Below are 21761 nucleotides of genomic sequence, written 5' to 3'. Positions count from 1 at the left end.
ACCATGTTCAAGCTGATCATTGAAACAGCGGTGCGCCACCGCTGGCTGGTGGTGTTCATGGCGGCGTTGATCGCTGCCGTGGGCCTGTTCCAGCTGGGCAAGCTGCCGATCGACGCGGTGCCGGACATCACCAACCGCCAGGTGCAGATCAACACGGTGGCACCGGCGCTGACGCCGGAACAGATCGAGCGGCAGGTGACCTACCCGCTGGAAACCGCGCTGGCCGGCATTCCCGGCCTGACCACCACGCGTTCGCTGTCGCGCAATGGCTTCTCGCAGGTCACCGCGATCTTCACCGATGCGACCGACATCTACTTCGCGCGCCAGCAGGTGGCCGAACGCATGCGCGAGGCATCCGAAGACCTGCCCGATGGCGCGTCGCCGATGCTGTCGCCGGTCACCACCGGCCTTGGCGAAGTGCTGATGTGGACCGTGGACTTCACCACGTTCGATCCGGCCAGGCTGGCCAAGCCCGGTGAAGCCGGCTGGCAGGCCGGTGAGGTCTACCGCACGCCGGAAGGCAACCTGCTGCGCACGCCGGAAGAACGTGCCACCTACCTGCGCACCGTGCAGGACTGGATCATCGCGCCGCAGATGCGTTCCAGCCCGGGGCTGGCCGGCGTCGATACGGTCGGCGGCTATGTAAAGGAATATGGCGTGCATCCGGACAGCGCCCGGCTGGCCGCGCACGGCCTCGGCCTGGCCGATCTGGTCACTGCCCTGCAGCGTTCCAACGTGCAGGCTGGTGCCGGTTTCGTGCAGCGTGCCGGCGAAGGCCTGGTGGTGCGTGCCGATGGCCTGGCACTGACCACCGAGGATCTGGCACAGGCCCCGGTGGCCACCCGCAATGGCGTGGTGGTGCGCGTGGCCGATGTGGCCGAGGTCGAGCTGAGCCGCGCGCCGCGCCTGGGTGCGGCCAGCCGCAACGGCCATGAAGCCGTGCTGGGTACCGCGCTGATGATCGCCGGCGGCAACAGCCGCACCGTGGCCCAGGCCGCGGCCGCGCGCCTGGAACAGGTGAACAAGTCGCTGCCGGCCGACATCGTGGCGGCACCGGTTCTGGACCGCAGCGTGCTGGTCAATTCCACCATCAAGACCGTGGCCAAGAACCTCACCGAGGGCGCGCTGCTGGTGGTGGTGGTGCTGTTCCTGCTGCTGGGCAACCTGCGTGCAGCGACGATCACCGCGCTGGTGATTCCGCTGTCGTTCCTGTTCGCAGTAATCGGCATGAACCGCTTCGGCATCAGCGGCAACCTGATGAGCCTGGGTGCGCTGGACTTCGGCATCCTGGTGGACGGTGCGGTGATCGTGGTCGAGTCGACGCTGCTGATGCTGGGCCAGCGCCGCGCCGAACTCGGCCGTGCATTGACCGCGATGGAACGCCTCCGCGTGGCCGCCGATTCGGCCATGAAGATGGCGCGCCCTGCGGCCTTCGGCCAGTTGATCATCCTGCTGGTGTTCGCGCCGATCCTTACTCTGGAAGGCGTGGAGGGCAAAACGTTCCACCCGATGGCAGCCACCTTCATGCTGGCCCTGGTCGGTGCCTTCATCTTCTCCTTCACCTTCGTGCCGGCGATGGCCGCACTGCTGGTGCGCGAGCCGAAGGTCAAGGACGGCGACGCCCATGCCGATGATGGCGAGCACGAGACCAAGCTGATCCGCGTGCTGCGTGCGCGTATCGAGCCGGTGGTGCGCAAGGCTGTGGGCCATCCGCGCACGGTGCTGGCCGGTGCGGTGATGATGGTGGTGGTGGGCATCGGCTCGTTCTCGCTGCTGGGCCGCGAGTTCATGCCGACGCTGGACGAAGGCAATGTGGCGATGCAGGCCCTGCGCGTGCCATCGACCTCGCTGGAGCAGTCGCTGGCGATGCAGCTGGCACTGGAAAAGGCGATTGCCAAACAGCCGGAAGTGGAGACCGTGTTCTCGCGCACCGGTACCGCCGAGGCGGCGATCGACCCGATGCCGACCAACATCTCCGACAGCGTGATCGTGCTCAAGCCACGCAAGGACTGGCCGGATCCGAAGCTGGGCAAGGACGCGCTGGTGGCACGCTTCGAAAAGCTGGCCGGGCAGCAGCTGGGCAACAGCTTCGAGTTCAGCCAGCCGATCGAGCTGCGCTTCAACGAGCTGATTTCCGGCGTGCGTACCGACCTGGCGGTGATGATCTTCGGCGATGACTTCAGCCAGCTGCAGAAGGTGGCCGACCAGGTGGCGCTGAAGCTGCGTGCGGTGAACGGCGCGGCCGACGTGCGGGTGGAACAGATCTCCGGCCTGCCCACACTCAACGTGGCCATCGACCACGTGGCAGCGGCACAGTACGGGCTGACCGCCGCGGACGTGAGCGATGCGCTGTCCACTGGTATCGGTGGTACCGCGGCCGGCAAGATCTTCGAAGGCGACCGCCGCTTCAACGTGGTGGTGCGCCTGGACGATGCCTCGCGCAACGATCCGGACCAGCTCGCTTCACTGCCGATCGCCACGCCGTCGGGGCTGGTGATTCCGCTGTCGTCGGTCGCGCGCATCACGGTCAGCGAAGGGCCGAACCAGATCAGCCGCAACAACGGCAGCCGCCGCGTGGTGGTGCAGGCCAACGTGCGCGGCCGCGACCTTGGCGGTTTCGTGGGCGAAGCGCAGGCGGCGGTGGCCGACGTGGCACTGCCGCCGGGCGCCTACCTGACCTGGGGTGGCCAGTTCGAGAACCTGCAGCGCGCCGAGAAGCGGCTGGCAACGGTGGTGCCGGTGGTGTTCCTGCTGATCGGCAGCCTGCTGTTCATGGCCCTGCGCAGCGGCAAGGAAGCCATTCTGGTGTTCAGCTGCGTACCGTTGGCGCTGGTCGGCGGCATCCTCGCGCTGCTGCTGCGTGGCATGCCGTTCTCGGTGTCGGCGGCGGTCGGCTTCATCGCCGTCTCCGGCGTGGCGACCTTGAACGGTCTGGTGCTGATGCAGGCGATCCGCGAGCGCCTGGATGCCGGCGACCTGCCGCTGCAGGCGGCGATCAACGGTGCATCGAGCCGCATCCGCGCGGTGCTGACCACGGCGCTGGTGGCGATCGTCGGCTTCATTCCGATGGCGATCGCCAGCGGTTCCGGTGCCGAGGTGCAGAAGCCGCTGGCGACGGTGGTGATCGGTGGCCTGATCACCGCCACCGTGCTGACCCTGCTGGTGCTGCCGACTTTCGCTGCGCGGGTGGCCAAGCCGCGGGCGGTGGGCTGAAAGACCACGGGGTCAGATCCTGTGATCCGACCCCGTTTCCCGGTCCGAGGTAGTGCCGGCCGCTGGCCGGCAATGTCGAACGATCGCGGTGCGTGCAGGTTGCCGGCCAGCGGCCGGCACTACCCGGTAGCGGTCAGGCCTTCTTGCGTTCGGCGATGTAGGCCTGGATCTGCTGTTCCAGCACCGGCAGCGGCACCGAGCCCTGCTTGAGCAGGGTGTCGTGGAAGCCCTTGATGTCGAACTTGTCGCCCAGCTCCTTCTCGGCCTGCGCACGCAGGCGCACGATGGCGATCTCGCCCAGCTTGTAGCTCAGCGCCTGGCCCGGCCAGGAAATGTAGCGGTCCACTTCGGTGGTCACTTCATGCTCGCTCAGCGCGGTGTGGTCACGCAGGTAGGCCAACGCCTGTTCGCGGGTCCAGCCCTTGCTGTGCACGCCGGTGTCGATCACCAGGCGCGCCGCGCGCCACATTTCGTAGGTCAGGCGGCCGAAATCCTCGTACGGGGTTTCGTAGATGCCCATCTCCACGCCCAGCTTCTCGCAGTACAGCGCCCAGCCTTCGCCATAGGCGGAGATGTAGGCGTTGCGGCGGAACTCGGGCAGGTTCTTCTGCTCGGCGGCAATCGCCCCCTGCAGCGAGTGGCCCGGATCGGATTCATGCAGGGTCAGCGCCGGCAGGTTGTACAGCGGGCGCGACGGCAGGTTGTAGGTGTTGAGCCAGTAGGTGCCCATGCCACCGCGGCCGGCGGTCCAGAACGGCGCGATGTCCGGCGGCACCGGCACGATGGTGAAGCGGGCGCGCGGCAGCGTCATGTACTTGCCGAGCTGGCCGTCGGCCCGCTTGGAGATCCACGCGGCACGCGACAGCAGCTCTTCCGGCGTCTTGGCATAGAACTGCGGATCAGTGCGCAGGAAGGTCAGGAACTCGGCGAAGCTGCCCTTGAACTTCACCTGCTTGATGATGTCGTTCATTTCCTTCTGGATGCGCTCGACCTCACCCAGGCCGATGCGGTGGATCTCGTCCGGCGACAGGTCCAGCGTGGTGTATTCGTGGATCTGCTGCTTGTAGTACGCCTTGCCGTCCGGCATCGCTTCGGCGGCCAGGGTGGTGCGCGCCTGCGGCACGTACTCGTTGACGAAGAAGGTTCGCAGCTGCTGGAACGCCGGCACCACCTTGCCGCTGATCGCCGCGCGCGCCTGCGCCTGCAGCTTGGCCTGTTCGGCCGCCGGGATGCTGTTGGGCAGCTTCTTGAACGGCGCGTACAGCGGCGACTCGGTCGGGTCCTTCAGTTCGGCAACGGTAGCGATGGACACTTCGCGACCATCGAGCACGGCACGCGGCACGCTGAAGCCGCGTTTGAGGCCAGCACGCATGTTTTCGGTCTGCTGGCCGAAGTAGCGCGGCACATCGTTCAGGCGGGCGATGTAGTTCTGGTAGTCCTGCGCGGTCTTCATCTCTCGCCGGGCCATGAAGGACAGGTTGGACCAGAACGAGGAGTCGGCGTTGAACGGCATCTCGTAGCCGCGCAGGCGCGTCTCTTCGGCCAGGTTGAACACCTGGTCGTGGTAGATCGCGTAGTTGACCTGGTTGTCGGGCGACAGGGTCTTCGGGTCGATCTTCTTCAGCGCGGCCAGGGTCTCGTCCCACACCTTCAGGCGTGCCTGCTGCGCGGCCGGGCCGATGTCGGGCATGCGGGTGGCGTTGGCAGGGGCGTCCTCGTCCTCGCTGGCTTCACCGCCACCCTGCTGGCGCCACTTCCATTCCTTCTCGTACAGCGCGCGGAAGGCGGCGTCGGCGGGCGATTCAGTGGCCACGCTGGCCGGCGCGGCGGTTGCGGCGGGCGCAGCGGCCAGAGCCACGGCGGGGGCGGACAGGGCGATCAACAGGGCAACGGCAAGACGGGTTTTCACGAGCACAGGTTCCCGGGAAGGCAGACCCCGATCATGGCACTGCACACGGCCCGTGGCATGGGACGAAGGTCCTGCATGCAACGCAGGCAGGACCGGGAACCGGCCGCAGGCCGGGGCCCCAGCGCCGAAGGCGCGTGGTAGAGCCGACTGTCAGTCGGCTGCTCTTCCGCCAGATGTAGCAAACCCCGCGCTTCGCGCGAAAGTCGACTCTACCCACAGCAGGCAGGACCCGGCACGGCCGCCGGACATGCAACAGAGCCACGCCATGCGTGGATGCGCCGGCGATCCGGACGGGGTCAGAGCCCTTTCCTGCGGAAAGGGATCCGACCCCACAGCCTCAGTGGCTGGCCTTGTCCCGCTTCCAGCCCCGGTGCTTGATGTCCAGGTGCAGGCTGTACAGCGCGGTGAACGCCGGGAACAGGTTCTGCAGCACGCCCACCGAGTCCTGCTTGGCCGAGAACAGGAAGTAGCTCAGCGTCATCAGGCTGCCGATCACGCTCATGTACCAGAACAGGCGCGGGATGACCGGCTTGCCGGCGCGCTTGGAGGCGATGAACTGGACCAGCCAGCGGCCGCCGAACATCAGTGCGCCGGTGTAGCCGATCAGCTTCCAGCCGGTCACATGCAGGCCGGTCCAGTACAGCCAGGTCAGCGGCTGGTCGAGCCAGTGCAGCTCCAGGCCCATCACCGCTCTTCTACCGCGGTGCGCTTGCTGCGGGTGATCAGCCAGGCCACGCCGCGCAGGTCACGGATGCCGACCAGCGCGCGCCCGAGGTTGTTGTACTTGGACACGCCGGCGGTGCGGTGACGGTGGTTGACCGGCACGCTGGTGGTCTTCCAGCCGGCGCGCTGCATCAGCGCCGGCAGGTAGCGGTGCATGTGGTCGAAGTACGGCAGGTCGAGGAATGCATTGCGCTCGAACAGCTTGATGCCGCAGCCGGTGTCGGGCGTATCGTCGCGCAGCATGCGGGCGCGGATGCGGTTGGCCCAGCGGCTGGCCCAGCGCTTGCTGCCGCTGTCCTGGCGGTTGACGCGCCAGCCGGCGAACAGCTTCACCTGCGCCTCGGCAGCATCGCGCGCTGCCAGCAGCTTGGGGATATCGGCCGGATCGTTCTGGCCATCGCCATCCAGGGTGGCGATCCACGGCGCCCGCGCATGCTTGACGCCGGTGCGCACCGCGGTGCTCTGCCCGCTCTGGTTCACATGGTGCAGCACGCGCAGTTCCGGCGTGGTGGCCTTCAGCCCCTGCAGCACGGCCAGGGTGTCATCGCGCGAGTGATCGTCGATGTAAACGATCTCGAACGGCAACCGGCCACGCAGCGCAGCGGTGATTTCGGCGACCAGCGGGGCGACGTTGTCGCGCTCGTTGAATACGGGGACGACAACGGAAAGCTCGGGTTGGCTCATGGGGGACTCGGCCAAGGGGGACAAAGACCGCGCATTCTCCGCAGCCGAGGTTATCCGAAGATGAACCCGGCCGCGTGAGGATCACTACTCAGGCGCGGTCGCCAAAATACTCGCGGCACCATTCCACGACGGGGGGCAGCCCCTCTTCGATCGGGGTCACCGCATCGAAGCCGAAGGCGTCGTGCGCGCGCCGGGTATCGGCCATCGTGCGCACCATGTCGCCGGGCTGCATGGGCTTGTAGACCTTCTGCGCGGGACGGCCAGCGGCCTGCTCGATCACGCTGATGAAGCGCTCCAGCTCGACCGGCGTATGGTTGCCGAGGTTGAACACCCGGTGCGGCACCGGACCGTCGGCCGGATGCGCGAGGGCGCCGAGGATACCCGACACGATGTCGGAAACATGTGTGAAGTCGCGCTGCATGCGGCCTTCGTTGAACACGTCGATCGGCCGCCCGGCCAGCACCGCACGCGAGAACAGCAGCGGTGCCATGTCCGGCCGGCCCCACGGGCCATACACGGTGAAGAAACGCAGGCCGGTGGCGTGCAGGCCATACAGCTGCGCGTAGGTGTAGGCCATCAGCTCGTTGGCGGCCTTGGTCGCCGCGTACAGCGAGCGCGGCTGGTCCACGCGCTGGTCCTCGGAGAACGGCGGCGTGGCCGAATCACCGTAGACCGAGCTGCTGGAGGCATACGCCAGGTGCTGCACGCCACGATGGCGGCACAGTTCGAGCATGTTGACGAAGCCGACCAGGTTGCTGTCGACGTAGGCGTGCGGGTTTTCCAGCGAATAGCGCACGCCGGCCTGCGCGGCCAGGTGGATCACCGCGGTCGGCTGCACTTCATCGAACAGTGCGGCCAGGCCTTCGCGATCGGTCAGGTCCAGCGTGCGCAGGTCCAGCGCCGGGCACAGCGCGGCCACGCGGTCGCGCTTGATCTGCGGGTCGTAGTAGTCGTTGAAGTTGTCCAGGCCAACCACCGGCTGGCCCGCCTCCAGCAGCGCGCGGGCGGTGTAGGCACCGATGAAGCCGGCAGCGCCGGTGAGCAGGATGGTCATTGCAGTTGCCTGGAAATCAATGAGTACAGGTGCAGAGGATACGCTGCGGGCTCAGAACAGCCCGAAACGCTTCCTGGCCACGTTGGTTCGGCCGGGCTCGATCACGTCCTGGATGTTCTTCGCATCGAAGCGGTCGAGCAGCGCCTCGGCGCCCTTCTTCAGCTTCAGGTCCATCTCCTCCGGGTACAGCGGCATCAGGGCCATGAAGGCGATGGTCCTGCCATCTTCCAGCACCAGCTCGGCGAATTCTTCCGGGGTGGTTACCGGCGGCAGCACGATGGCGCCGTCGAAGCCCACGCCCGGCGCATAGGGCTCGCTGGGATGACCATTGGGAATGGTGTGGCCGAAGCCCAGCCAGGTGTCGTACTCGTGCGGCAGCCGGGCCATGCCCTTCAGCAGGCGCACCGGCCAGTAGTTGCGCTCGTCCTCGAAGGCGTCCTGCGAGATCGGCCAATCGGCCGGCAGGGTCACCATCAGCTCCATGTAGCGCGGCACGTCCGCATCCACCTCGGCGGGCACGGTCATCGGCAGATCGCTCATGCCGGAAGTCACCAGCCGCAGATACGGGAACTGGTCGGTAGCCGGCACCACGTGCACGTCGATGTGCACCAGGTCGGAGATGATCTCGTGGAAGACGCCGGACACCGGGCCCAGGTGGCGCTCGATGTGCGCGCCGATCGCCTCGATGTGTTCTTCGCCCTGCGGCGGGGTGAAGTCCTTCTGGCGGCTGTGCACCAGGATCGGGCTGCCGCCCGGGCTGACGTCGTCGAATGCGTTGCTCATGTCCTGCTCCCTGGATGAGGCCACGGGCCGGAAGGCAGTACATCCCACGGCGCGCGCGGCGGTACGTTCCCTGTCATTCGCGGGACACGGCAGGAACGGGCCGCCCCCCCGGTCATTGCGCCGGGCTCAGCCCTGGCGCGTACGCAGCTTTTCCAGCACGCCGTCCAGGGTATCCAGGTCGGTGTAGTGGATGATCAGCTTGCCCTTGCCGCCGCGACCATGGTTGATCGCCACCTTGGCCCCCAGGGCTTCGGACAGCTCGGTTTCCAGCGAGGCGATGTCGGCCTGCTGCACCTTCGGCGTGGCCACCGGGCGGTTGCTCGGCACCTTGCCGGCCGCAAAGGCCTGCGCACGACGCTCGACCTCGCGCACCGACCAGCCTTCATCGGCCGCTTCCTGCGCCAGCTTGCCGGCCAGCTCGGGAGCCAGGGTCAGCAGCGCGCGGGCGTGGCCCATTTCCAGGCGGCGGGTTTCCAGCAGCAGGCGGATCGCCACCGGCAGCTCCAGCAGGCGCAGCAGGTTGGACACCGCCGCGCGCGAGCGGCCAACGGCCTCGGCGGCCTCGGCATGGGTCAGCGTGAATTCGCTGATCAGGCGCTGCAGCGCCTCGGCTTCTTCCAGCGGGTTGAGGTCTTCGCGCTGGATGTTCTCGATCAGCGCCATCGCGATGACGGTGCGGTCTTCCAGCTCGCGCACCACCACCGGCACTTCGTCCAGGCCGGCCAGCTGCGATGCGCGCCAGCGGCGTTCACCGGCGACGATTTCGTAGTTGCCCGCCGGCAGCTGGCGCACCAGGATCGGCTGGATCACGCCCTGTGACTTGATCGAGTCGGCCAACTCGGACAGCTTGCCCTCGTCCATCTCGCGACGCGGCTGGTACTTGCCCGGCTGCAGCTGGCCCACGGCCAGCTTGCGCAGCACTTCACCCGGCAGCGGTTCGATCACCGCGGTGGTGGCCTGCACCTGGCTGACCGCACCCTTGGGACCCAGCAGGGCATCCAGGCCACGGCCGAGGCCTCGCTTCTTGGCTGCCGGCTTGCTGCTGGTCATCAGACGGTCTCCACGGCCTTGGCGGCCTTGTTGCGTTCGTTGTTGCGGCGGATGATCTCGCCGGCCAGGCCCAGGTAGGCCACGCCACCGCGCGAGGCGCGGTCGTAGCCGACGATGCTCTGGCCATGGCTGGGCGCCTCGGCCAGGCGCACGTTGCGCGGCACGATGGTGCGGAACACGCGGTCGCCGAAGTGCTCGGTGAGCTCGGCCGAGACCGCGTTGGCCAGGTTGTTGCGCACATCGAACATGGTGCGCAGCACGCCTTCGATCTCCAGCGCCGGGTTCAGGCTGGTGCGCAGCGCCTCGATGGTTTCCACCAGCGCGCTCAGGCCTTCCAGCGCGTAGTACTCGCACTGCATCGGCACGATCACCGAGTCGGCGGCGGCCAGCGCGTTGAGCGTCAGCAGCGACAGCGCCGGCGGGCAGTCGATCAGGATGTAGTCGTACTCGTCGCGGATCGGCGCCAGCGCGCGCTTCAGGCGCTGCTCGCGCTCGCTCTGGCCCATCAGCTGGATCTCGGCGGCGGTCAGGTCGATGTTGCCGGGCAGCAGGTCGTAGCCCTCGGCAGTCTGCACGCGCACATCGGCGGCGCTGTTCTCGCCGAGCAGCAGGTCACAGGTGGAGGCGGCCAGCTCTCGTTTGTCCACGCCACTGCCCATGGTCGCGTTGCCCTGCGAATCCAGGTCGACCAACAGCACGCGCTTGGGTGCGTTGGCCAGGGAAGCGGCCAGGTTGACGGCGGTCGTGGTCTTGCCGACGCCACCCTTCTGGTTGGCGATGGCGATGATGCGGGCCATGCGGGTGTGCCTCGTCGACGTGTGCTGGGACCGGTCATTATGCGTACAACCGGCCCCTTGCGGAAATCGTGAATCGCCAACCCGTTGTTCCACAAGGGGCTGGCGGCGGGAATCAGGGGCCTGTAACAGTGACCAGGTGGCGTTCGCCGGCCAGGCCGGGCACGCTCAGCGGGGTCACCTCGCGCACCTGCCAGCCGTCCGGCAGCTCCGCGATCTCTTCATGCGGGTAGACGCCCTTCATGGCCAGCAGCACGCCACCGGGGCGCAGCAGGTGGCCACCGACGCGGACGATGCCGGCCAGGGTATCCATCGCGCGCGCGGTCAGCTGGTCGTAGCGGCCGGCCTCGTCCAGCGCCTCGGCGCGCGATTCGGCCACGCGGGCGTTGCCCAGGCCGAGCTGGCGCACGGCCTCGCGCATGAAGCGCGCCTTCTTGCCGTTGCTCTCGACCAGGGTGACCTGCAGGCCCGGGCAGGCGATCGCCAGCGGGATGCCGGGCAACCCGGGGCCGGTGCCGAGGTCGGCCAGGCTGCCATCGGCCACGAACGGCTGCATCGCCAGCGAATCGAGCAGGTGGCGGGTGACCATCTCCTGCGGATCGCGGATGGCGGTGAGGTTGTAGGTGCCGTTCCAGCGGTGCAGCAGGGCCAGGTAGCGCAGCAGCGGCGGCGCCAGCGCGGCGTCCAGGCCCATGCTGGCCAGGCCCTGTTCCAGCGTGGCAGACACGCTGGCGGGAAGTGGGTGTTCGCTCATGCCGACATTATCGCCGGTTTTGCGCGCTGATTCCCCGCTTCAGTGTGGATACCAGGCCAATGCCGCACGGAACTGGCCGGTGGCCTGCCATTCGTGCAGGTGCCAGCGCGCGGCTTCGCCCAGTTCCGGGTCGCACCAGCGCAGGTGCAGGGCGCCATCGGCCCCCGGCGCCAGCTGCAGGCGGTGCAGGCCGAACGAGATGCCCTGCCCGTGCGCCTTCAGCATCGCTTCCTTGGCGCACCACACGCGGAAGAACCAGTGCTCGCGCCCGGCCTCGTCCAGGCTTTCCAGCCAGGCCACCTCCTCGGGGTGGAAGAAACGCTGCACGATCTCCAGCAGGCGGGCCCGCGGCCGCAGCAGCTCCAGGTCCACGCCCAGCCGCACACCCTCGCCCAGCGCCACCAGCAGCACCTCGCCGCTGTGGCTCCAGCCGGTGCCGTAGTGAGCCAACGCACCGCTCAGCTCTGGCCGACCCTTGTCATCACGGACCAGTGGCAGCGTCTCCGGGTCGGCGCCCAGCGCCTGCGCCAGCACCTGCCGCGCCTGCGGTTCGCCGCGGTGGCCCGGCACGTGCGGGCGCCGCCAGACCGTCACCGGACCGAAACGCCACGGGCCATCGAGGGTGGCTGGCAGGCTCATCCGCACGCGCCCGTCACGCAATTCCACGACGGGTTCACGGCCATGCGCGTCAACTGGTCACAGTTCCCCACCGGAGGTTCGATCATGGGCATCATCATCTGGCTGATCGTCGGCGGCATCGTAGGCTGGCTGGCCAGCATCATCATGAAGCGCGATGCCCAGCAGGGCATCATCCTCAACATCGTGGTCGGCATCGTCGGCGCGCTGATTTCCGGCTGGCTGTTCGGCGGCGGCATCAACGAAGCGATCACCATCCGCACCTTCCTGTTCTCGCTGATCGGTGCGGTGATCCTGCTGGCGATCGTCAACCTGTTCACCCGCAAGAGCATACGGTGATCTGAGGGTAGTGCCGGCCGCTGGCCGGCAGATGTTTCAGAACGGGGCCCGGCAATCGCCGGGCCCCGTTCGTTCAACCCAACTGCACCCATGCCGGCGCGTGATCGCTCGGCCGTTCCCAGGTACGCGGCTCGCGGTCGATGCCCGAGGCCACCGCACTGCCCTTCAGCGCATCGGAGACCAGGGTCAGGTCGATGCGCAGGCCCAGGTTGCGGCGGAAGCCGGCCGCACGGTAATCCCACCAGCTGAACACACCGGCCTCGTCGTTGTGCAGGCGGAAGCCATCGTGCAGGCCCAGCTGCAGCAGCTTGTTGAGCGCGCCGCGCTCGGCGGTGGAGGTCAGGATGTGGTTCTCGTTCCACACCTCCGGGTCGTGCACATCGCGCGCGTCCGGGGCGATGTTGAAATCACCCATCACGATCAGCTTCGGGTGCCGCTGCAGTTCTTCGGCGATCCAGGCATGCACCGCCTCCAGCCAGCGCAGCTTGTACTCGTACTTGTCGGTGCCGATGTCCTGGCCGTTGACCACGTACAGATTGATCACCCGCAGGTCGCCGAAGGTGCCCGCGATGACGCGCTTCTGCTCGTCCTCGAAGCCGGGAATGCCGATCTGCACGTCCTGCGCCGGCTCACGCGACAGCAGCGCCACGCCGTTGTAGGTCTTCTGGCCGGCGAACACGCTGCGGTAGCCCGCGCCGATCAGCGCCGAATCGGGGAACTTGTGGTCCTCCAGCTTGGTTTCCTGGATACCGACGATGTCCGGGCCGAACGCCTTGAGCCACTGCTCCAGGTGCGGCAGGCGGACATTGAGCGAATTGACGTTCCACGAGGCGATCTTCATGGGGGCATTCTACCCGGGTGTGCCTGGGTAGAGGCCGCCCCTGGTCGGCGCTTCGGGCCCACGCGTGCCAACCAAGGTTGGCACCCACCGGTAGTGCCGGCCGCTGGCCGGCAACCCCATGAACCGTCGGCAAGACCCTGCAGTTGCCGGCCAGCGGCCGGCACTACCGCAAGAGGAACTTCAACAACCCCTCAATCTTCGAATACGGCGGCCGCAGCCGGTCGCTGGCGGCCCAGCGCGACTGCCACAGCACCGGCAGCCGCTTGCTCATCGCATCGAACCCGGCCCGGCCGTGGTACGCGCCCATGCCGCTGGCGCCCACGCCGCCGAACGGCAGCCCGTCGGCAGCGAAGTGCAGCAGCGTGTCGTTGACCGTCACCCCGCCGGCCACCACCTGGCCGAGGATGCGCTCGACCGTGGCCCGGTCATGGCTGAAGGGATACAGCGCCAGCGGCCGGTCGCGGGACAGCACATCGGCCAGCGCGCCGTCCAGGTCCGGGTAGGCGCGCACGGGCAGAATCGGCCCGAAGATCTCCTCGCGCATCAGGTCCAGGTCGTCCGGCGGGTCCAGCACCACGGTCGGCACCAGCAGGCGCTCGCGGTCGGCGCGCGCCTCATCCACCTGCGCCAACGGAATCACCGGCACGCCACGTTCGCGCGCCTGCGCCAGATAGCCCTGCAGGCGCCGGTACTGGCCTTCGTTGATGATGCGCGTGTAATCGTCGGCATCGCTGAAGTCGCCGTAGCGCTCGCGTACCTGCTGCTGCAGCGCCTGCACGAACTCACGCTGGCGCACGGTATCGATCAGCACGTAATCCGGCGCGATGCAGGTCTGCCCGGCGTTGAACCACTTGCCTGTGGCGAGCCGTGCGGCAGCTTTGTCCAGCGGGAAATCGCGGCAGACAATCGCCGGCGACTTGCCGCCCAGCTCCAGCGTGACCGGTACCAGATGCTCGGCGGCGGCGGCCATCACCTTGCGGCCAACGGCCGTCGAGCCGGTGAACAACAGATGGTCCAGCGGCAGCGAGGACACCGCGGAGGCCACGTCTGCCCCGCCCTGCACCACCGTCACGCGATCGGGCGGGAACACACTGGCCAGCAGATCGGCCAGGAACGCGCTGGTGCGCGGCGTGTGTTCCGAAGGCTTCAGCAGCACATGGTTGCCGGCAGCAATCGCGGTGGCCAGCGGCACCAGCGCCAGCGTGACCGGGTAGTTCCAGGGCGAGATCACCCCGACCACGCCCAGCGGCGTCGGCCGCAGCTGCGCGCGCGCCGGCCACAGCCGCCAACCGGCACCCACGCGTTGCGGCTTCGACCAGCGCCGCAGGTGCCGGCGCAGGTGGTCGATGGCCGACAGCACGCTCATGCCATCGGCCAGCTTCGATTCAACGTGGGCGCGATGCCCGAAGTCCTCGGCGATGGCCTGGGCCATCTCGTCCAAGCGTGGCCTCAGCGCCTCGCGCAGGCGGCGCAGGTCATTCTCGCGCTGGTCCAGCGACGGGCGCTGCGACTGCCAGGCGCTGCGCAGGGTGTGCAGGAGGGCGGGAAGGTCGGCCGGCGTGGTGGTGGTCATTGCCCGACTATACGGTGTGCTGTGCAACGCAATGGTAGTGCCGGCCGCTGGCCGGCAACGGCTTCATGTCCGCGGAGATTCATGAGGTTGCCGGCCAGCGGCCGGCACTACCGGAATGCGAGCCGAGTGGGCACGGCCCACAAACAGAAAGGCCGCGGTCTGTACCGCGGCCCCTGAAACCCGGTGGGTGCCGACCGTTGGTCGGCACACCGATTACTTGGTGATATCCACGTCCTTGGTCTCGCGCAGGAACAGGCCGCCGATCACCACCGACATCAGCGCGATGATGATGGGGTACCACAGGCCGTAGTACAGGTTGCCGGTACCGGCCACCAGCGCGAACGAGATCGCCGGCAGGAAGCCACCGAACCAGCCGTTGCCGATGTGGTACGGCAGCGACATCGAGGTGTAGCGGATACGGGTCGGGAACAGTTCGACCAGGTAGGCGGCGATCGGGCCGTAGACCATGGTCACGTACAGCACCAGCAGCCACAGCATGAAGATGGTGCCGGCAATGTTGATGCGTGCGCCATCGGCCTTGGCCGGGTAGCCGGCGGTGGTCAGGGCGGTCTTCAGTTCCGCACCGAACGCATCGGCCTTGGCCTTGCCGTCTTCCTTGGTCAGGCCGGCGGCCTCATACGAGGTGACGCTGGCGCTGCCCACGTTCACCATCGCCAGCGAACCGGCGGCGGCGGGCTGCACGTCGTACGGCACACCGGCCTTGGTCAGCGCGGCGGTAGCCACGTCGCAGGAGCTGGTGAACTTGCGCAGGCCGACCGGATCGAACTGGAACGAGCAGGTGTTCGGATCGGCCACGACCAGGGCCGGGGAGCTGCTGCGGGCTTCTTCGATGGCCGGGTTGGCGAAGTGGGTCAGGCCCTTGAAGATCGGGATGTAGGTAACAGCCGCCAGCAGGCAGCCGGCCAGGATGATCTTCTTGCGGCCAATGCGGTCGGACAGCCAGCCGAAGAAGATGAAGAACGGCACGCCCAGCGCCAGCGCGGCGGCGATCAGCAGGTAGGAAGTGGTGGCATCGACCTTCAGCATGCTGCTGAGGAAGAACAGCGCGTAGAACTGGCCGCCGTACCACACCACCGCCTGGCCGGCTGCGGCACCCAGCAGGACCAGCAGCATCAGCTTCAGGTTGCCGCCCTTCAGGCTGTCACGGAACGGGGTCTTGGAACCCTTGCCCTCGGACTTCATCTGCTGGAACAGCGGCGATTCGCTCAGCTGCAGACGGATCCACACCGACACGCCCAGCAGCAGGATCGAGACCAGGAACGGAATGCGCCAGCCCCAGGCTTCGAAGGCTTCGTTGCCGAGGAAGTAGCGGCAGGCCAGGATGATCAGCAGCGACATGAACAGGCCGAGCGTGGCGGTGCACTGGATGAAGCTGGTGTACAGGCCGCGCTTGTCGTCCGGCGCATGCTCGGCCACGTAGGTGGCGGCACCACCGTACTCGCCGCCCATCGCCAGGCCCTGGGCCAGGCGCAGGATGATCAGGATCACCGGTGCGGCGAAGCCGATCGAGGCGTAGTTGGGCAACACACCGACCAGGAAGGTCGAGATGCCCATGATCAGGATGGTGACCAGGAAGGTGTACTTGCGGCCGATGCGGTCGCCGAGGCTGCCGAAGAAGGCCGCACCGAACGGACGCACGAAGAAGCCGGCGGCAAACGCCAGCAGGGCGAAGATCATGCCCGTGGTTTCATTGACGCCACTGAAGAACTGCTTGGCGATGATGGCGGCGAGCGAGCCGTACAGGAAGAAGTCATACCACTCGAACACCGTGCCGAGGCTCGAGGCAAAGATGACTTTCTTGTGGCCCTTGGTCAGGGTGCCCGCCGCATTGTGCGGGCTTGATGCAGTGCTGGACATGGGACGTTTTCCCTCTGTAGATGCCGACCTGGATCGGTGGGTGCCGACCGTTGGTCGGCACACAATTCGGTAGGTGCCGGCCGTGACCGGCACTCAATCTCGGTAGGTGCCGGCCGCTGGCCGGCACGCTCTTAGAAGCTGTACTTCGTGGTGAACTGCAATCGGGTGATGTCACCCTTGTTGCCGTTCTCCACTTCGCGACGGCCATACATCAGCTCTGCACCGATATCGACCTTGGGCAGCGGCGAATAGAAGATGTTGCCGCGGATGCTCTGCACGCTCTTGGTCACCAGCGGGCCAAGGATGCTGTCGTTGTCGTAGTCGCTGCGCGCGTAGATCAGGTTGGTGCGCAGCTTCGGCGAGAACGCATGCCGCCAGCCCACGTAGCCGGCAAGCACGCCGGTCGGGTTGAGCTCGTCGCGGGCCACGTCGTAGGCGCTGTCGGCGGTGATGCCCAGGCCGATGTAGCGGGCGATGCCTTCGCCGCCGGTCAGCTGGTAGTGCAGCGAATCGCTGTCACCCATCACCCACTTGCCGCCCAGGGTCAGGCCGCCAGCCACCTTGTCGGCCTTGGCGCCGGTGGCCTGGTTGTCGACCTTCAGCTGACGGACGATGCCGCCGACACCGAAGGTGCCCCAGTCGCCTTTCCAGCCGTAACGCATCGTCAGATCAGGCAGGCTGCCACGATCGGAGTTGGCGCTGGTGTTGGTCCAGGCGCCGGTGACCGGGTTGCGGGTACCGGTGAGCGTGGTGGTTTCCGGGTTTTCCAGCGCGACGCTGAAGCCACCCTGGGTGTAGCGCACCTGGGCCTGGCGCACGAAGATCACGCCGTCGGTGGGGCCGACGAAGTCGACCGCTTCGGGCAGCGCGGCCGCGTCCATGAAGTTGGACCAGGTCTGGCCGGCCAGCCAGTTGTTCCAGTACATGTAGGCGTGGCGCAGGGTCACGCCATAGGTATTGGTGGCGGTCTGGTTGCCCAGCGAGTTGCCGAAGAAGTCCATCTCGAAGAACGCACCGGCCTTGTTGCCCGATTCTCTCACATTGTCGATGCCCAGGTTGAAGCGCGAGAACTTGGCGTGGGCGTTGAAGTCGGTGCCCGAACGCTTGCCGCTGCCGCCGGCGCCCTCCACCGGGGTCTGGCCCGGCAAGTACAGCGAGCGGCCGGTGGCGTCGTCGGCCAGCTGGCCATCGCTGGTCTGGGTGGCCAGGAAGTCGGCCTTGATGAAGCCGCCGATCTTGACCGTGGTGCCCGGCGCCGCGCCCGGGGTGATGGTGGTGACCTGGATCGGCTGCTTGCCGGCCGGCACCTGTGCGACCGGCTTCTGCTCGGCCTGCACCGTGCGGACTTCGGTCACCGCCTGCTGGGTCTGGCTGATCTGGGTCTGTTGTTGTTGCTGCGAAGACAGCAGCAGCTGGACCTGGCGTTCCAGTTCGGCAACGCGTGCTTCCAGTGCTTTCTCTTTGGCGGTCTCTGCGAACGCCATGCCCGGTGCGACCAGGGCGACCAACAGGCAGGCCGCCAAAGGTTTGCGCACGGCTTTCAACGTACGGTGGCTCATGTTGCCCTCTCTCCCAAGTGGCAAGGTGATGCCGCGCGTGGGGCACGGTCGAGCCGAGACTGCGGGGCGTTCACGCACAGCGGCTATTCGCCATTGGTCGAACCCGGCCCTGCTGGGCGCTCACTTTCGACCATGGTCTAACCAGGGTGGTGACGCGGCCGGGGGTGGATGGGGCAAACTGAGGGGGATCGGTCGCCGCAATGCTGCGACCGCACACACAAAGTCAACGTGCAAGTGAGGGTGCCATGGCTGATATCTACCCCGTCGATCCGCAGTTCGCCGCCAAGGCACGCATCGACAAGACGTCGTACGAACAGCAGTACCAGGCTTCAGTGACCGACCCGGATGGTTTCTGGGGCAAGGCCGCCGAGCGCCTGCAATGGATGCGCAAGCCGACGAAGATCAAGAACGTCAGCTATGACCTGTCCGACTTCCACATCAAGTGGTTCGAGGATGGCGAGCTCAATGCCAGCGTGAACTGCCTGGATCGCCAGCTGGACACGCGCGGCGACAAGACCGCCCTGCTGTTCGAGCCGGATGGCCCGGATGCACCGGCCCAGCACGTGAGCTATCGCGAGCTGTACGAGCGCACCTGCCGCCTCGGCAACGCGCTGCGCAACCTCGGCGTCAAGAAGGGCGACCGCGTTACCATCTACCTGCCGATGATCGTCGACGCCGCCGTGGCCATGCTGGCCTGCGCGCGCATCGGCGCGATCCACTCGGTGGTGTTCGGTGGCTTCGCGCCGAACTCGATCGCCGACCGTGTCAGCGACTGCCAGAGCAAGCTGATCATCACCGCCGACGAAGGCCTGCGCGGTGGCCGCAGGATTCCGCTGAAGGCCAACGTCGATGCCGCGCTGAAACTGCCCGGCACCAACACCGTGGAAACCGTGCTGGTGGTGCGCCATACCGGCGGCGCGGTGGACATGCAGGCGCCGCGCGACCGCTGGTTCCACGATGTGGTGGACAGCCAGCCGGCTACCTGCGAGCCGGAACGCATGAACGCGGAAGATCCACTGTTCATCCTCTACACCTCCGGTTCCACCGGCAAGCCGAAGGGCGTGCTGCACACCACCGGCGGCTACCTGCTGTACGCGGCCTACACCCATGAAGCGGTGTTCGACCTGCGCGAGGACGACATCTACTGGTGCACCGCCGACGTCGGCTGGGTCACCGGCCACAGCTACATCGTGTACGGGCCGCTGGCCAACGGCGCGACCTCGCTGATGTTCGAAGGCGTGCCGAACTACCCGGACACCTCGCGTTTCTGGAACGTCATCGACAAGCACAAGGTGAGCATCTTCTACACCGCCCCGACCGCCATCCGTGCACTGATGCGCGAAGGCGAGGAGCCGGTGAAGAAGACCTCGCGCGCATCGCTGCGCCTGCTCGGCAGTGTCGGCGAACCGATCAACCCGGAAGCCTGGCGCTGGTACTACGAAGTGGTCGGCGACAGCCGTTGCCCGATCGTCGATACCTGGTGGCAGACCGAAACCGGCGGCATCCTGATCTCGCCGCTGGCCGGCGCGATGGATCTGAAGCCGGGTTCGGCCACCCTGCCCTTCTTCGGCGTGCAGCCGGCGCTGGTCAACGCCGATGGCGAGATCCAGGACGGCCCGACCGAGGGCAACCTGATCATCCGCGATTCCTGGCCGGGCCAGATGCGCACGGTGTACGGCGACCACCAGCGTTTCATCGATACGTATTTCCGCACCTACCCGGGCAGCTACTTCACCGGCGACGGTTGCCGCCGCGACGAGGACGGCTACTACTGGATCACCGGCCGCGTCGACGATGTGATCAACGTGTCCGGCCACCGCATCGGCACCGCCGAAGTGGAAAGCGCGCTGGTCTCGCACCCGAAGGTGGCCGAAGCGGCCGTGGTCGGCTTCCCGCACGACGTGAAGGGCCAGGGCATCTACGCCTACGTCACCCTGGTGGCCGAAGAAGCACCGAGCGATGAGCTGCAGAAGGAACTGGTCGCCTGGGTGCGCAAGGAGATCGGCCCGATCGCCACGCCGGACCACCTGCAGTGGGCGCCAGGCCTGCCGAAGACCCGCTCGGGCAAGATCATGCGCCGCATCCTGCGCAAGATCGCCGAGAACGCGCCGGACCAGCTCGGCGACACCTCGACCCTGGCCGACCCGTCGGTGGTGGCGTCGCTGGTGGACGAGCGCAAGGTGCGCTGATGCATCACCCGGGGTCAGAGCCCTTTCCGCCAGGAAAGGGCTCTGACCCCATGGAGTTTCCCCCCACGGTTCCCCCCGACCATGACCACCCTCCTGATTGCCGATGACCACCCGCTGTTCCGCGAAGCCCTGCGTGGGGCCGTGCAGCGGGTCATCCCCGGCGTGCAGCTGTTCGAGGCCGACAGCGTGGAAGCGCTGTACGCACTGGCCGACCAGCACAACGACGCCGACCTGGTCCTGATGGATCTCAACATGCCCGGTGCGCAGGGTTTCAACGCCCTGGTGCACATGCGCTCGCTGCATCCGCACCTGCCGGTAGTGGTGGTGTCCGCACGCGAAGAAGCCACGGTGATGCGCCGCGCGCTCGACCACGGCGCGCTGGGCTTCATTCCGAAGTCGGCCGACTCGGACACCATCGGTCACGCGCTGGGCACCATCCTCGATGGTGAGACCTGGGCACCGCCGGAAGCACACAACGTGCCGCCCACCGGCAGCGAAGAACGCGAAGTCGGCCAGCGCCTGCGCGAGCTGACCCCGCAGCAGTTCCGCGTCTTGCAGATGCTCGGCGCTGGGCGCTTGAACAAGCAGATCGCCTACGACCTCAACGTCTCCGAAGCGACGATCAAGGCCCACGTCACCGCCATCCTGCGCAAGCTGGGCGTGACCAACCGCACCCAGGCCGTGCTGATGGCCGGCAAGCTGGCCATCGACGACGACGCCATCGTGCTGCCGCCGGAAGAAGACTGAAGGTAGTGCCGGCCGCTGGCCGGCAATCCCCTGAAACGCGCGACATCATCTGAAACCGCACTGGTAGGTGCCAAGCTTGCTTGGCACGCTTTTGACGTTGCACCTGCCGGCCAGCGGCCGGCACTACCAGGCACCGCTGCGCTCTCGATATAGCCATCGCTATACAAACCAGCCCTGCCTGCGCGTTTCGCTGGAAATGCGCCACGCGCGGATCGCGATGCTAAGCTTCGCGTCCCCTTGGGGAGTAGCCGGATTCCTTCGCAGGAATCGTCCACGTCAACATACTCGGCCAGTGCGCCGTGGCGTGGACAACCATGATGGTTGGCGAGACCAGCGGCCCGCGCGCGCAACGTCAGGTTGGGCGCGAGCGCAGGCCGTGCGTCCGTCCTAGCCCGACCTCAGCCGCCGCCCATGTCCCCCATTTCGATCCTCCTGATCGGCTTTGCCATGTCCACCGATGCCTTCGCCGCTGCAATCGGCAAGGGTGCGGCCATGCGCAAGCCGGTGTTCCGCGATGCACTGCGTGCAGGCATCATCTTCGGCGTCATCGAAGCGATCACGCCCATCATCGGCTGGCTGCTCGGCCGTGCCGCCCTGCAGTACGTCGAAGCCTTCGACCACTGGATCGCCTTCGGCCTGCTCGGCGCGCTGGGCATCCACATGATCTACAACGGCCTGCGCCCGGACAGTGCCGAGGAAGACGAGGATCCCTCGCAGCACCACGGGTTCTGGAAGCTGGCGCTGACCGGTTTCGCCACCAGCATCGACGCGATGGCGGTGGGTATCGGCCTGGCTTTCATGGACGTGCATATCGGCGTGATGGCTGCGGTGATCGGCCTGTGCACGCTGACCATGGTCACCGTCGGCATCATGCTCGGCCGCGTACTGGGCAGCATGGTCGGCAAGCGTGCCGAGATCATCGGCGGCGTGATCCTGGTGATCATCGGTGCGACGATCCTGTACGAACACCTGCACGGCGTGGGGTAACGCACCCGCGATTACGTGGTTGCCGGCCAGCGGCCGGCACTACCAGAC

At 67.1% G+C, this 21761-nt stretch carries 18 protein-coding genes and 1 riboswitch; of the genes, 5 read left to right on the top strand and 13 right to left on the bottom strand.

Annotated features, from left to right (window positions below):
- Positions 1-3: 3 nt before the first annotated feature.
- Positions 4-3213: a CusA/CzcA family heavy metal efflux RND transporter gene (locus tag BKE09_RS11615; protein ID WP_075675831.1), complete on the top strand. Its 3210-nt coding sequence runs from the start codon at positions 4-6 to the stop codon at positions 3211-3213.
- A gap of 133 nt (positions 3214-3346) precedes the next feature.
- On the opposite strand, the gene BKE09_RS11610 is transcribed toward BKE09_RS11615, so the two are convergent.
- The 9 genes from BKE09_RS11610 to BKE09_RS11570 form a co-directional block, all read right to left on the bottom strand.
- Complete coding sequence (locus BKE09_RS11610) at positions 3347-5122, bottom strand: DUF885 family protein (protein ID WP_075676707.1); 1776 nt, start codon at positions 5120-5122, stop codon at positions 3347-3349.
- Positions 5123-5459: 337 nt separating this feature from the next.
- Entirely contained in the window at positions 5460-5807 is a 348-nt protein-coding gene (locus tag BKE09_RS11605) for a lipid-A-disaccharide synthase N-terminal domain-containing protein (protein WP_014038968.1), read from the bottom strand.
- Positions 5807-6529 carry a glycosyltransferase family 2 protein gene (locus BKE09_RS11600; protein WP_075675830.1) on the bottom strand — a complete coding sequence of 241 codons (723 nt, stop codon included), beginning with the start codon at positions 6527-6529 and terminating at the stop codon, positions 5807-5809. Before BKE09_RS11600 ends, BKE09_RS11605 begins: the two co-directional genes overlap by 1 nt.
- Positions 6530-6617: 88 nt before the next feature.
- Complete coding sequence (locus BKE09_RS11595) at positions 6618-7583, bottom strand: NAD-dependent epimerase/dehydratase family protein (protein WP_075675829.1); 966 nt, start codon at positions 7581-7583, stop codon at positions 6618-6620.
- A gap of 51 nt (positions 7584-7634) precedes the next feature.
- A complete protein-coding gene (locus BKE09_RS11590) occupies positions 7635-8366 on the bottom strand; it encodes a suppressor of fused domain protein (protein ID WP_075675828.1) in 732 nt (243 codons plus the stop codon).
- Between the two features lie 126 nt (positions 8367-8492).
- Positions 8493-9416, bottom strand: coding sequence for a ParB/RepB/Spo0J family partition protein (locus BKE09_RS11585; RefSeq protein WP_008267278.1), 924 nt, complete (start codon positions 9414-9416; stop codon positions 8493-8495).
- Positions 9416-10213: a ParA family protein gene (locus BKE09_RS11580; RefSeq protein WP_005411653.1), complete on the bottom strand. Its 798-nt coding sequence runs from the start codon at positions 10211-10213 to the stop codon at positions 9416-9418. Before BKE09_RS11580 ends, BKE09_RS11585 begins: the two co-directional genes overlap by 1 nt.
- A 112-nt stretch (positions 10214-10325) precedes the next feature.
- Positions 10326-10964: a 16S rRNA (guanine(527)-N(7))-methyltransferase RsmG gene (rsmG, locus tag BKE09_RS11575; protein WP_049442096.1), complete on the bottom strand. Its 639-nt coding sequence runs from the start codon at positions 10962-10964 to the stop codon at positions 10326-10328.
- Between the two features lie 39 nt (positions 10965-11003).
- Positions 11004-11603: a 4'-phosphopantetheinyl transferase superfamily protein gene (locus BKE09_RS11570; protein ID WP_014038974.1), complete on the bottom strand. Its 600-nt coding sequence runs from the start codon at positions 11601-11603 to the stop codon at positions 11004-11006.
- 84 nt (positions 11604-11687) lie between these two features.
- On the opposite strand from BKE09_RS11570, the gene BKE09_RS11565 reads away from it, so the two are divergent.
- Positions 11688-11939, top strand: coding sequence for a GlsB/YeaQ/YmgE family stress response membrane protein (locus tag BKE09_RS11565; protein WP_005411656.1), 252 nt, complete (start codon positions 11688-11690; stop codon positions 11937-11939).
- 73 nt (positions 11940-12012) lie between these two features.
- On the opposite strand, the gene xth is transcribed toward BKE09_RS11565, so the two are convergent.
- The 4 genes from xth to BKE09_RS11545 form a co-directional block, all read right to left on the bottom strand.
- Positions 12013-12780: an exodeoxyribonuclease III gene (xth, locus tag BKE09_RS11560; protein WP_014038975.1), complete on the bottom strand. Its 768-nt coding sequence runs from the start codon at positions 12778-12780 to the stop codon at positions 12013-12015.
- A gap of 163 nt (positions 12781-12943) precedes the next feature.
- Entirely contained in the window at positions 12944-14353 is a 1410-nt protein-coding gene (locus tag BKE09_RS11555) for a coniferyl aldehyde dehydrogenase (protein WP_075675827.1), read from the bottom strand.
- Between the two features lie 213 nt (positions 14354-14566).
- Positions 14567-16231 (bottom strand): MFS transporter, encoded by a 1665-nt coding sequence (locus tag BKE09_RS11550; protein ID WP_049446920.1) that lies wholly within the window; start codon positions 16229-16231, stop codon positions 14567-14569.
- Between the two features lie 131 nt (positions 16232-16362).
- Entirely contained in the window at positions 16363-17790 is a 1428-nt protein-coding gene (locus BKE09_RS11545; RefSeq protein ID WP_075675826.1) for a DcaP family trimeric outer membrane transporter, read from the bottom strand.
- A 245-nt stretch (positions 17791-18035) separates the two neighbouring features.
- Between BKE09_RS11545 and acs the strand changes: the two genes are divergently transcribed.
- The 3 genes from acs to BKE09_RS11530 all read left to right on the top strand — a co-directional run bounded on the left by acs (position 18036) and on the right by BKE09_RS11530 (position 21713).
- Positions 18036-19979 (top strand): acetate--CoA ligase, encoded by a 1944-nt coding sequence (acs, locus tag BKE09_RS11540; protein WP_075675825.1) that lies wholly within the window; start codon positions 18036-18038, stop codon positions 19977-19979.
- Between the two features lie 81 nt (positions 19980-20060).
- Entirely contained in the window at positions 20061-20726 is a 666-nt protein-coding gene (locus tag BKE09_RS11535; protein ID WP_006477308.1) for a response regulator transcription factor, read from the top strand.
- Between the two features lie 233 nt (positions 20727-20959).
- A riboswitch (yybP-ykoY riboswitch) is annotated at positions 20960-21049 on the top strand.
- A gap of 88 nt (positions 21050-21137) precedes the next feature.
- Positions 21138-21713, top strand: coding sequence for a manganese efflux pump MntP family protein (locus BKE09_RS11530; protein WP_010482394.1), 576 nt, complete (start codon positions 21138-21140; stop codon positions 21711-21713).
- Positions 21714-21761: the final 48 nt, after the last annotated feature.

It is taken from the genome of Stenotrophomonas sp. TD3 (assembly GCF_001939825.1).
Lineage (GTDB): Bacteria > Pseudomonadota > Gammaproteobacteria > Xanthomonadales > Xanthomonadaceae > Stenotrophomonas.
The sequence above is the reverse complement of the archived record's forward strand: the minus strand, read 5'-3'. Positions and strand labels throughout refer to the sequence as shown.

What these genes read in the sequence shown, in the direction of transcription:
- BKE09_RS11615 (WP_075675831.1), top strand. Translation starts at nt 4, where the DNA reads ATGTTCAAGCTGATCATTGAAACAGCGGTGCGCCACCGCTGGCTGGTG.
- BKE09_RS11605 (WP_014038968.1), bottom strand. Translation starts at nt 5,807, where the DNA reads ATGGGCCTGGAGCTGCACTGGCTCGACCAGCCGCTGACCTGGCTGTAC.
- BKE09_RS11600 (WP_075675830.1), bottom strand. Translation starts at nt 6,529, where the DNA reads ATGAGCCAACCCGAGCTTTCCGTTGTCGTCCCCGTATTCAACGAGCGC.
- BKE09_RS11595 (WP_075675829.1), bottom strand. Translation starts at nt 7,583, where the DNA reads ATGACCATCCTGCTCACCGGCGCTGCCGGCTTCATCGGTGCCTACACC.
- BKE09_RS11590 (WP_075675828.1), bottom strand. Translation starts at nt 8,366, where the DNA reads ATGAGCAACGCATTCGACGACGTCAGCCCGGGCGGCAGCCCGATCCTG.
- BKE09_RS11585 (WP_008267278.1), bottom strand. Translation starts at nt 9,416, where the DNA reads ATGACCAGCAGCAAGCCGGCAGCCAAGAAGCGAGGCCTCGGCCGTGGC.
- BKE09_RS11580 (WP_005411653.1), bottom strand. Translation starts at nt 10,213, where the DNA reads ATGGCCCGCATCATCGCCATCGCCAACCAGAAGGGTGGCGTCGGCAAG.
- rsmG (WP_049442096.1), bottom strand. Translation starts at nt 10,964, where the DNA reads ATGAGCGAACACCCACTTCCCGCCAGCGTGTCTGCCACGCTGGAACAG.
- BKE09_RS11570 (WP_014038974.1), bottom strand. Translation starts at nt 11,603, where the DNA reads ATGAGCCTGCCAGCCACCCTCGATGGCCCGTGGCGTTTCGGTCCGGTG.
- BKE09_RS11565 (WP_005411656.1), top strand. Translation starts at nt 11,688, where the DNA reads ATGGGCATCATCATCTGGCTGATCGTCGGCGGCATCGTAGGCTGGCTG.
- xth (WP_014038975.1), bottom strand. Translation starts at nt 12,780, where the DNA reads ATGAAGATCGCCTCGTGGAACGTCAATTCGCTCAATGTCCGCCTGCCG.
- BKE09_RS11555 (WP_075675827.1), bottom strand. Translation starts at nt 14,353, where the DNA reads ATGACCACCACCACGCCGGCCGACCTTCCCGCCCTCCTGCACACCCTG.
- BKE09_RS11550 (WP_049446920.1), bottom strand. Translation starts at nt 16,231, where the DNA reads ATGTCCAGCACTGCATCAAGCCCGCACAATGCGGCGGGCACCCTGACC.
- BKE09_RS11545 (WP_075675826.1), bottom strand. Translation starts at nt 17,790, where the DNA reads ATGAGCCACCGTACGTTGAAAGCCGTGCGCAAACCTTTGGCGGCCTGC.
- acs (WP_075675825.1), top strand. Translation starts at nt 18,036, where the DNA reads ATGGCTGATATCTACCCCGTCGATCCGCAGTTCGCCGCCAAGGCACGC.
- BKE09_RS11535 (WP_006477308.1), top strand. Translation starts at nt 20,061, where the DNA reads ATGACCACCCTCCTGATTGCCGATGACCACCCGCTGTTCCGCGAAGCC.
- BKE09_RS11530 (WP_010482394.1), top strand. Translation starts at nt 21,138, where the DNA reads ATGTCCCCCATTTCGATCCTCCTGATCGGCTTTGCCATGTCCACCGAT.